Annotated in this window: 8 protein-coding genes and 1 pseudogene; 2 read left to right on the forward strand and 7 right to left on the reverse strand. The window is 69.8% G+C overall.

Translation table 11 applies throughout. The annotated features are described in order from the left end of the window. A partial coding sequence (locus tag R6V09_RS37180) for a 2-dehydropantoate 2-reductase N-terminal domain-containing protein (RefSeq protein WP_317885885.1) occupies positions 1 to 298 on the reverse strand: 298 nt, incomplete at its 3' end. Positions 299 to 353: 55 nt separating this feature from the next. Further along, complete coding sequence (locus R6V09_RS37185; protein WP_317885886.1) at positions 354 to 902, reverse strand: DUF1697 domain-containing protein; 549 nt, start codon at positions 900 to 902, stop codon at positions 354 to 356. A 397-nt stretch (positions 903 to 1299) separates the two neighbouring features. Here R6V09_RS37185 and R6V09_RS37190 point away from each other — a divergent pair, with 397 nt between their 5' ends. After that, positions 1300 to 3543, forward strand: coding sequence for an MMPL family transporter (locus R6V09_RS37190; RefSeq protein WP_317885887.1), 2244 nt, complete (start codon positions 1300 to 1302; stop codon positions 3541 to 3543). Between the two features lie 60 nt (positions 3544 to 3603). Here the strand turns inward: R6V09_RS37190 and erm(O) are convergent, their stop codons facing one another. From erm(O) to R6V09_RS37210, 4 genes are all read right to left on the reverse strand, one after another. Continuing rightward, on the reverse strand, positions 3604 to 4383 hold the full coding sequence (erm(O), locus tag R6V09_RS37195) for a 23S rRNA (adenine(2058)-N(6))-methyltransferase Erm(O) (RefSeq protein WP_317885888.1): 780 nt from the start codon (positions 4381 to 4383) through the stop codon (positions 3604 to 3606). A gap of 724 nt (positions 4384 to 5107) precedes the next feature. Next, positions 5108 to 6391: an ABC transporter substrate-binding protein gene (locus tag R6V09_RS37200; RefSeq protein ID WP_317885889.1), complete on the reverse strand. Its 1284-nt coding sequence runs from the start codon at positions 6389 to 6391 to the stop codon at positions 5108 to 5110. Next, positions 6391 to 7224, reverse strand: a complete 834-nt coding sequence (locus R6V09_RS37205) for a carbohydrate ABC transporter permease (protein WP_317885892.1) — start codon at positions 7222 to 7224, stop codon at positions 6391 to 6393. The genes R6V09_RS37200 and R6V09_RS37205 overlap by 1 nt, the downstream gene beginning before the upstream one ends. A gap of 20 nt (positions 7225 to 7244) precedes the next feature. Further along, positions 7245 to 8195 (reverse strand): carbohydrate ABC transporter permease, encoded by a 951-nt coding sequence (locus R6V09_RS37210; RefSeq protein WP_317885890.1) that lies wholly within the window; start codon positions 8193 to 8195, stop codon positions 7245 to 7247. Positions 8196 to 8366: 171 nt separating this feature from the next. On the opposite strand from R6V09_RS37210, the gene R6V09_RS37215 reads away from it, so the two are divergent. Then, positions 8367 to 9230 carry a phosphotransferase enzyme family protein gene (locus R6V09_RS37215; RefSeq protein ID WP_317885891.1) on the forward strand — a complete coding sequence of 288 codons (864 nt, stop codon included), beginning with the start codon at positions 8367 to 8369 and terminating at the stop codon, positions 9228 to 9230. An 89-nt stretch (positions 9231 to 9319) separates the two neighbouring features. On the opposite strand, the pseudogene R6V09_RS37220 reads toward R6V09_RS37215, so the two are convergent. Next, positions 9320 to 9517, reverse strand: a pseudogene (locus R6V09_RS37220) (3'-5' exonuclease); the annotation flags it as partial.

A 9517-nucleotide genomic window follows, 5' to 3' on the forward strand; every position in this document is an offset into this window, starting at 1 on the left:
TACCGCCGCCGGCGACCGGCGCGGGTCCCCAGGCCGCGAGCGCGGCCTCGCTGTCCTGCGTCTTGACGGCCAGCACGAGCACGTCGTCGGGCCTCAACTCGCCCAGCCCGGCGGGCTCTTCGACAACCGGCAGCCGGTACGTCGACTCACCGTCCGGCACCTTGAGCCGCAACCCGCGCTCGGCCAGGGCCGCTTGCTGCGCACCCCGCGCGACGAGGACGACCTCGCACCCAGCCCCGGCCAGCCGACCGCCTATCGCTCCGCCGACCGCCCCTGCTCCGATGATGATGTAGCGCATGGGAACGAGCCTCGCACAGTGTGGATCTCTCCCTCCACGAGGGCTCCCGACTGTCTCAACTGCCGGTCAGCTCCACCAGTTTGAGCACGGTGTTCCAGTTGCGGGTGGTGGCGATCAGGCCCTTGGTGAACCGCGGCCGGGCCAGTTCGACGGCGAGCCTGGAGCGGCCGAGGCCCTCGGGGGCGTAGAGATACAGCGCGCGGTCGCCGAGGCGGAACTCCTCGGGGAGGCGGGCGGGTTGGTCGAGTTCCGCGAAGCGGTCCTCCGTGACCGGCAGCGAGTAGTACGTGACGTGGAGCTGCTTGGCCTCCAACTCGGCGGCCGGGAAAGGGCAGTTCTCGGCGATCGCGGTCAGGTAGGCGTGGTCGCGGACGATGACGTCGACCGTGAACCCGAACCGCTTCTCGATGGCCTGCGCGAGTTCCGCCGCGAGCGACTCCTCGTCCCCGTGCCCGCTCGCGAACACGGCCTGGCCGCTCTGGAGGTAGGTGCGGACGTCCCCGTGTCCGAGGCCTTCGAGGAGCGTGCGCAGTTCGGCCATCGGGAGCTTCTTGTTGCCGCCCACGTTGATCCCGCGCAGCAGCGCCGCATACGTCGTCGTCATCCGCACACCATAAAGCGGCCTTCGTGCCCCGTGGGGGTGGGCACGACGGCCGCTCCATGGTGTGCCGGTGCGCGGAAACTCTGGCGGATGAGGTGGCTCCGGATCAACACCTACGGGCACACCTACAGACACCTGTGACTTGTTCAACAAGCTTTCGTAATAACAAAGCGGACCTCGGCCGACGCATCGGACACCCTGATCACCACCCCCGAGCCGCCCGGATAGATGTAAGGGGCCGCCGTCCTCCCCAGTGGTGAGGACCCGGGGTCCGTGCGGAGGAGCCGGCCGTCGAATACCTCACCGGTCAGCACGAGGGGACGTTCTTATTCCGCGCATACCTTCGAACCATGAGGTGGCGGCAGGGGGCTGTCACCGTGCACAAGGGGGCAAGCCCGTCATGGGGAACGGAGATTCGCGGGTGCGGGGCCTCGCCGCCCGGGCCGGCGGCTGGAGCGCCCGGCATCGGTGGGCCGCGGTCGGCATCTGGGTGCTGTTCGTGGTTCTGGCGATGGGAATCGGTTCGGCGGCGGGCCGGGTGGACGTCGACGAGGGCAACCAGCTGAAGGGCGAGACGCACACCGCCGCCACGATCATCGACGACGCGGGGATCAAGGAACCGGCCGGTGAGACCATCCTGATCCAGTCGAAGGACGCGTCGGTCACCTCCACGGACAGCGAGTTCCGTACCGCGGTCACCGCCGTCGTCAAGGCCGTGGAGGGGACCCGCGAGGTCACCGACGTGACCTCGCCGTACGACACCAGGACGATCTCGAAGGACGGCCGGAGCGCGCTCGTCCAGTTCGACATGCGGGGCGACTCGGACACCGCGGGCGACCGGGTGGAGCCGGTACTGAAGGCCGTCGCCGGGGTGCAGAAGGACCATGGCTCGCTGCGGATCGAGGAGATCGGCGGCGCCAGCATGGCGAAGCAGTACAAGGACGCGTTCGGCAACGACTTCAAGAAGGCCGAGTACTCCGCCGTACCCGTGGCCTTCGGCATCCTGCTGATCGCCTTCGGCGCACTGGTCGCGGCGTTGCTGCCGGTGGCCCTTGCCCTCACCGCGATCATCGCGACGATGGGTCTGATGGGCATCGTCAGCCATGTCCAGCCGATGAGCGACACCGCCAACTCCGTGATGCTGCTTGTGGGGTTGGCCGTCGGCGTCGACTACTGCCTGTTCTATCTGCGCCGCGAACGCGAGGAGCGCGAGGCCGGCCGCGACGCCGGGGCCGCGCTGCGGATCGCCGCCGCGACCAGTGGCCGCGCCATCATCGTCTCCGGTGTCACGGTGTGCGTGGCGATGGCGGGCATGCTGTTCACCGGGCTCGCCGAGTTCGAGGCGATGGGCCTGGCCTCGCTGATGGTCGTCGCGGTCGCCATGGTCGGCTCGGTGACCGTACTGCCCGCGCTGCTCTCGCTGTTGGGCGAGCGGGTCGAGAAGGGCCGTCTCCCGTTCCTGCGCCGGCGCAGCCGCGGGGGCAGCGGCGAGAGCCGGTTCTGGACCGCCGTCCTGAAGGGCGTGCTCGCCAGGCCGCTCGTCTCCGTCCTCGTCGCGGCCGGCGCACTGCTCGCCATCGCCGCCCCCGCGGTCGGCATGAAGACCGAAAACCTCACCCTGGACCAGGAGTTCGGCAACTCCCTCCCGATCGTGGGGACTTACAACCGGGTCAACGACGCCTTCCCCGGCGGCTCCGAACCGGCCGAGGTGGTCGTCAAGGCGAAGGACATCAACGCACCCGAGGTCAAGCAGGCGTTGGCCGACTTCAAGGCGGAGGCGGTCAGTTCGGGTGCCTCGCTCGGCCCGGTCGACATCAAGCTGCACGACGCGCAGAACGTGGCCTTCGTCTACGTCCCGCTCGTCGGCGGCTCCGACCAGGACAAGGCCGCGAAGAGCCTGGAGAAACTGCGCGACGAGGTACGGCCCGCCACACTCGGCAAGGTCGACGGGGTCCAGGCGCCGATCACCGGACAGGTCGCCGGTTCGCACGACTTCAACGACCAGCTCCTCGGATCGGTCGTACCGGTCTTCGCGTTCGTCGTGGTCTTCGCCTTCCTGCTGATGCTCCTGTCGTTCCGCTCGCTGACGGTCGCGATCACCTCCATCGTCCTCAACCTCCTTTCGGTGGGCGCTGCCTACGGCATCCTCGTCGCTGTGTTCCAACACGGCTGGGGCGCCTCCCTGGTGGGCGCGGAGGGCGTCGGCGCCATCGTCACCTGGCTGCCGCTGTTCCTCTTCGTGATCCTGTTCGGCCTGTCGATGGACTACCACGTGTTCGTCGTCTCCCGCATCCGCGAGGCCCGGCTGCGCGGCCGTACGACACAGGACGCGATCCAGCACGGCGTGGTCACCACGGCGGGCGTCGTCACCAGCGCCGCGATCATCATGGTCGCCGTCTTCGCGATCTTCGGCACGCTGTCCATGCAGTCCATGAAGCAGATGGGCGTCGGCCTGGCGGCGGCGGTCCTCATCGACGCCACGGTCATCCGGGGCGTCCTGCTCCCCGCGGTGATGGCCCTGCTCGGCGAGCGCAACTGGTACTTCCCGAAGTGGCTCCACCGTCTCCCCGACCTCACACACGACGAGACACCGGAGCCGATCCCGTCCGCGGTGGCGGGTGAGGGCGAACCCGTGAGGGTGTAACTCCACTGGACTGAGGGCCTGTTGGTATCCCGGGGGAACCAACAGGCCCTCACTGCTGTCCTACGCCATCAACGCCTCGTGCAGCCGCAGCCAGTGGTCCGGCGACACCTCGCCGACGAGGACGCGCGGATCGAGGCGTGCGGCACGGAACGCGGCGTCCACGCGCCGCCTCGGGTGTGCCCGGCGCAGCGAGGCGTGCAGCGAACCGCCCACCCCCGAGAAGCCCAGCTCGACCAGGTGCCGCCAGCCGTGCAGTTGGGCGGGTTCGAGCAGTGGGGTCGGGCGCCGCTCGATCCGTACGATCCCGGCGTCGACGCGCGGCACGGGACTGAACCTCCTCCGGTCGACCCGTCCGACCAGCCGCCATTCGTGGCGCGGCCAGCTGCGTACCGTCAGCAGGGTCCAACTCCCGTAGTCCCCGGTGCGTTTGCGGGCGTACTCCAGCTGGGTGAGCAGGGTGGCGTCGGTGAGGGCGGGGGCGCGCAGGCACCAGTCGACGATGTCGGCGGTGCGGGAGAAGGGCACGTTCCCGGCGACGGAGAACGGGACACGTGGTGGTCGGGTGTCCATGAAGTCCCCGGCGATGACCCGGACTTGGGGTGTGGTGGCGAAGCGGGTGCGGAGCCTCGGCACGAGCCGGGGGTCGATCTCGTGGGCGTGCAGTTCGCGGCAGTGGGGTGCGAGTTTCGCGGTCAACGCGCCTTTCCCCGCGCCCACTTCGAGGAGCAGGGGGATCCGCTGTCCGTGCGGGGCAGCGAGGCGGGCGACGTATTCGGCGGTGGCGCGGTCGGCGAGGAAGTTCTGCGAGAGCGCGCGGGAAACGTGGGTGGGGCGGGCCATGGCCTGCGGTCCTTGTCTTCCGTGAAGGGCATACGGGCAGACGAAGGCCCCGACCGGAAGAGAGCAGGAGGAACCGCGGACCGCGAGTCGCGAGTGGCGTGGCGGGGTGGCGGAGGTGTCAGCGGGCGTGTGCGCCCGGGCCGGTCAGGGCACCGGGGCCGCGCCGCATGCGGATCGCATACGTGCAGCTCCGGCCGAGACCGGAGTTGATGATCGCGTTGGCGGCTGACATGTGGGGAACGCTAGGGGGTTCGGGTGGGGTGGGGCAACGGGATTTTTCGTGGCGGGAAGCGCCCTCCGGGGAGGGTGGTGCGGTTGTTCGGCGAGTACGGGTGCGTTGTGGCTTGTCGCGCAGTTCCCCGCGCCCCTGAGGGGGCGCCTCCGGCTGCACCTGGTGCCCTCTGGCCGTCCCTGGTCAGCGAAGTCGCGATCGGAGATTCTGGAGGCATGCTGCTGCCGCCGTCTGGGAGGGCGACCAGGCCCAGCAGGCCCTGTCTCTGATCGCCGACCTGCCAGGCGGTGAGCTGTACCGCTGCTTCTTCCCGGGCTGGGGAATCCGGGCGCACGACTCCGCCGATCAGCTCTTCGAGATCGCCTTCTGCTTCCGCTGTCACGGTGCCCGCGTCTGGGGGCCGGACCTTCCTGCCGAACAACAAGGCCAGACCTTCGACGCGGAGAGCCCCGCCGCACTTGAACTGCTCCGCCGATTCCGCTCCTGCTCCTCTCAGCGCTGATATCTCGCCAGCACCAGGTTCCCGTCCTTCACCAGTCGTTTGCGCAGCTCGGCGAGGGTGATCGCGCCGCTGTAGTACTCCTGGAACGTCGGCGTGGCCACCTTGTCCTTCCACTCGGGGTAGCCCCGTACGGACTGCGCGGGTGCTGAGGTGAGGTCGTCGGCGAGGGCGGTGCCGGTGGCCCAGTCGTCCTTGGTGGTGTGCAGGGCGGGGTCCTTGAGGGCCTGGGTGCCGGTGGGCAGCATCCAGTCGCCCAGGGCCAGGCGGACCATGTTCTTGGGCTGGAGCAGGAAGCCGATGAACTCGGCGGCTTCCTTCTTGTGCGGGCTGTCCTCGGCGATGGACAGGGTCTGCGGGCTGACGCCCTGGGTGAGCCCGTCGGCGCCGGCCGGGGCGGGCAGCACCTGCCAGTCGAAGCCCTTCGGCGCCTGCTGCACGATCTGCTGCCGGTAGGAGAAGCCGAGCGGGACCATCGCGTACTTCCCGCCGAAGAACCCCGGCAGGGTGTCCGAGCCGCCGCTCCCGAGCGTCGTGGGCGAGGCGCTGTGGTCCACGTCCGCCTGGTCGTGGATCGTGCGCGGCACGACCTGGTCGGCCGTGTCGAAGCGCACGGTCACCTTGCCGTCCGCACCCCGGTGGAACAGCTCGCCGCCCGCCGACAGCGACAGGTTGAGCGTGGCGGACACGGGCTCCTTGAGCGGCCAGGCCACTCCGTACTTGCCGTCGCCGCTCAGCTGTCGGGTGATTGCCCTGAACTCCGGCCAGGTCCAAGGGTGTTCGGGGGTCGGAATGCGGACGCCCGCCTTCTTCAGCCAGGTCGCGTTGGCGATCAGCACCCGCGGTTCCTGGAGGAACGGCACGCCGTAGATCCCGTCCCCGAAGGTCGTCGTAGTCCAACTGCGTTGCGGGATGTCGGACTTGAGCCGGGCGGGCAGCAGGTCCCGGAGGTCGGCGAGGTAGCCGCCGTAGGCGAAGTCCGCGAGGTCGTCGGAGGCGTCGTGGATGATGTCCGGTGCCTCACCGCCCTCGAAGGAGGTGAGCAGTTGGTCGTGGACGCTGTCCCAACTGCCCTGTACGTACTCGACCTTGACGTCCGGATGGGTGGCGTTCCACTCCTTCACCAGCTCCTTGTTGGCGGTGACGGACTCGTCCTGCCAGGCGAGGGACTGGAAGCGGAGGGTGATCCGGCCGTTCGCCGAGCCGTTTCCGCCACCTCCCGTGCAGCCGGCCAGGAGCAGGCCCACGACGAGGGCGAGGATCCATCGGGATCGCATCAGCTCTTCACCGCCCCGGTGAGCATGCCGCCCGTGATCCGGCGTTGGATCAGCGCGAAGACGAGTAGCGAGGGGAGGGTCGCGAGGAACGCCGCGGCGGCCAGCGGGCCGAGGTCGGCGACGCCCTCCGCGCCGATGAAGTGGGTGAGGACGACCGGGAGGGTCTGGTGTTCCGGGGTCTTGAGCAGGACCAGCGCGAAGAAGAACTCGTTCCACGCGGTGACGAACGCGAACAGCGCCGTTGCCACGATGCCCGGCGCGAGCAGCGGTGCCGTCACAGACACGAGTGTGCGGAGCCGCCCAGCGCCGTCGACCGCCGCCGCCTCCTCCAACTCGGCCGGTACCGCCCGTACATACCCGACGAGCATCCACAGCGCGAACGGCAGCGACCACACCACGTAGACCAGCACCAGCCCGGCCAGCGAGTCGATCAGCCGCAGGTTCTTCAGCACCAGGAACAGCGGGATGATCACCAGCACGAACGGGAACGCCTGGCTGACCATCACCCACCCGGTCGCGGCCCGCGCGAGCAGCGTGCGGCGCCGGGCCATGACCCACGCCATCGGGGTCGCGATCACCACGGCGATCAGCGCGGCCCCGAGCGCGGCAAGCAGGGAGTTCGACGCGGCGTGCAGCAGCGGCTGTTCGTCGAAGGCCTGGCGGAAGTTGGCGAGGGTGGGGTGCCGCGGGATCCAGGTGGGGTGCAGACTGCCCAGCTCGCGCGGGGACTTGAAGGCGGTGGAGATCAGCCAGAGGAAGGGGAAGGCAAGGAAGACGAGATACGCGAGCAGGGCGACGTACTGTCCGGCGCGGGCCCCGGTGCTCGTCCTCATGCCCGATGTGCTGCTGGTCCTCATGAGTCGTCTCCTCCCCGAAGTCGGCCCACGAGGAAGACGGCGAGGAGCACCGAGATCACCGCGACCATCACGCATCCCATCGCCGCCGCGTAGCCGAACTGGCCGTAGCGGAAGGCCTCTTCGTAGGCGAAGAGCATGGGCAGCCGGGTACGGCCGCCGGGTCCTCCGCTGGTCAGGACGTAGACCAGGGCGAACGAGTTGAAGTTCCAGATCAGGTTGAGCGCCGTGATCGCCAGCGCCACCGGTCTGAGGGCGGGCCAGGTGACCGTGCGGAAGCGGCGCCAGGCTCCGGCACCGTCGACGGCCGCGGCCTCGTGGAGTTCGCGCGGGGTGTTCTGCAGCCCGGCGAGCAGGGCGACCGTCGTCTGGGGCATGCCCGCCCAGACGCCGACGACGATCACAGCGGGCAGTGCGGTGGTCAGGCTGCTGAGCCAGTCGCGGCCTTCCCCGAGGCCGAGGTCGCGCAGGGTCTCGTTGAGGATGCCGGCGTCCGGGTTGTAGACGATCCGCCACATGATGCCGACGACGACCTCGGGCATCGCCCACGGGACGATCGCCAGCGCCCGGGCGAGCCATCTCAACCTCAGGTCCTGGTTCAGCAGCAGGGCAAGACCGAGGGCGAGCAGGAACTGGGGGACCGTGACCCCGATCGCCCACACCAGGCCGATCCTGAACGACTCCCAGAACAGCGTGTCGTGCAGCAGATCCCGGAAGTTGAGCCCGCCGATCCATTGGGTGGGCGCGGTGCGGCCCGACTGGGAGTCGGTGAAGGCCAGCAGGACGCCGTACACCAGCGGTCCGATGCTGAGCACGAGGATCGGGATCAGCGCGGGTAACACCAGGAACCAGGCCGCGTGGTCCGAAGCCCGCCGTTGTCGGCCTCGGCCGGGCGCGCGGCCCGGCGGCCTCCGCACCTCCGTCACCGATACCCCCGTCACCGATGTCATGGAATCAGCCCCTTTGCACGGCCCGGTCGGGCCCCGTCATGGTCGTGAACGCCGTATGCCTCGTCAAGGCACCTCGCAAGCCGTCCCACCTGTGCGAATGCGACACTGGCCGTCGGATGGCGGGAACCCGACGCCGTACGCACACGCACAGGGACGACACGGAGGCGGACGATGGACGAGGCACGGGCCCGGGACGTACTGGCCGCGGCGGACGTACTTCCCGGCCCGGCGCGGGACGCGCGGCTCCTCGCCCTCGGCGAGAACGCGGTGTTCGCCGCCGGTGACCTGGTCGTCAAGGTGGGCCGCGACGCCGAACTCCTCGACCGTGCCCGGCGCGAGCTGGATGTCGCGGTGTGGCTGGCCGAGGCGGGCGTGCCGGCGGTGCGGGCCGCCGACCCGAAGCCGCGCCTCGTCGAGGGACACCCGGTGACCGTGTGGCACCGACTGGCCGAATCCGTACGCCCGGCCGATGCCCGGGATTTGGCCGAACTGCTACGCCTCGTCCATGCCCTCCCCTCCCCCTCCTTCGAACTCCCGCCCCGCGAGCTGCTGGGCGGGGTGGAGCGCTGGCTGCGTCTCGCGGGCGACGCGATCGACCCGGCGGACGCGGCGTATCTGCGGGAGCGGCGCGACGGCTTCGCTGCTGCCGCCGCCGCGCTCACGCCCCATCTGCCGCCGGGGCCGATCCATGGCGACGCGCTGCCGCGCAATGTGCATGTCGGGCCGGACGGGCCGGTGCTGGTCGACCTGGAGACCTTCTCCGCGGATCTGCGCGAGCACGATCTGGTGGTGATGGCTCTGTCCCGCGACCGCTATGCCTTTCCGGCCCGCGCGTATGACTCGTTTACCGAGGCGTACGGCTGGGACGTGCGGGGATGGGCGGGTTGCTCGGTGCTGCGGGGTGCTCGGGAGACGGCCAGCTGCGCGTGGGTTGCCCAGCATGCACCGAGCAATCCCGAGGCGCTCGTCGAGTTCCGGCGCCGGGTGGCGTCTTTGCGGGACGGGGACGAGACGGTGCGGTGGTATCCGTTCTGAGCGCCTATTGATCGGGGCCGATAGGTATTCGAGCGACTGACGGTCGTTTGTGGCTGGTCGCGCAGTTCCCCGCGCCCCTTTGGGGCGCTTCAGACTGTCTCGTCCTCAAGCTCGCGTAGCGGCCACGTGCCGTCGATCACCGCGTCCTGGTCGCCCTTGCGGCGCAGGAAGCTCTGGAAGTCGGCGGCCCATTCCGCGTACCACTCGATCTGGCGGCGGTGCAGCTCGGCCGGGCCGAGGGCCGCGACCTTGGGGTGGCGGTCGGCTATCGCGCCGGCCAGCCGGGC

The organism is Streptomyces sp. W16, from assembly GCF_033194735.1.
Taxonomy (GTDB): Bacteria; Actinomycetota; Actinomycetes; order Streptomycetales; family Streptomycetaceae; genus Streptomyces.

Bases quoted from the DNA above. Each gene is read 5' to 3' on its own strand.
- R6V09_RS37215 (WP_317885891.1), top strand. From the start codon at position 8,367: ATGGACGAGGCACGGGCCCGGGACGTACTGGCCGCGGCGGACGTACTT.
- R6V09_RS37205 (WP_317885892.1), bottom strand. From the start codon at position 7,224: ATGAGGACGAGCACCGGGGCCCGCGCCGGACAGTACGTCGCCCTGCTC.
- R6V09_RS37210 (WP_317885890.1), bottom strand. From the start codon at position 8,195: ATGACATCGGTGACGGGGGTATCGGTGACGGAGGTGCGGAGGCCGCCG.
- R6V09_RS37190 (WP_317885887.1), top strand. From the start codon at position 1,300: ATGGGGAACGGAGATTCGCGGGTGCGGGGCCTCGCCGCCCGGGCCGGC.
- R6V09_RS37200 (WP_317885889.1), bottom strand. From the start codon at position 6,391: ATGCGATCCCGATGGATCCTCGCCCTCGTCGTGGGCCTGCTCCTGGCC.
- R6V09_RS37185 (WP_317885886.1), bottom strand. From the start codon at position 902: ATGACGACGACGTATGCGGCGCTGCTGCGCGGGATCAACGTGGGCGGC.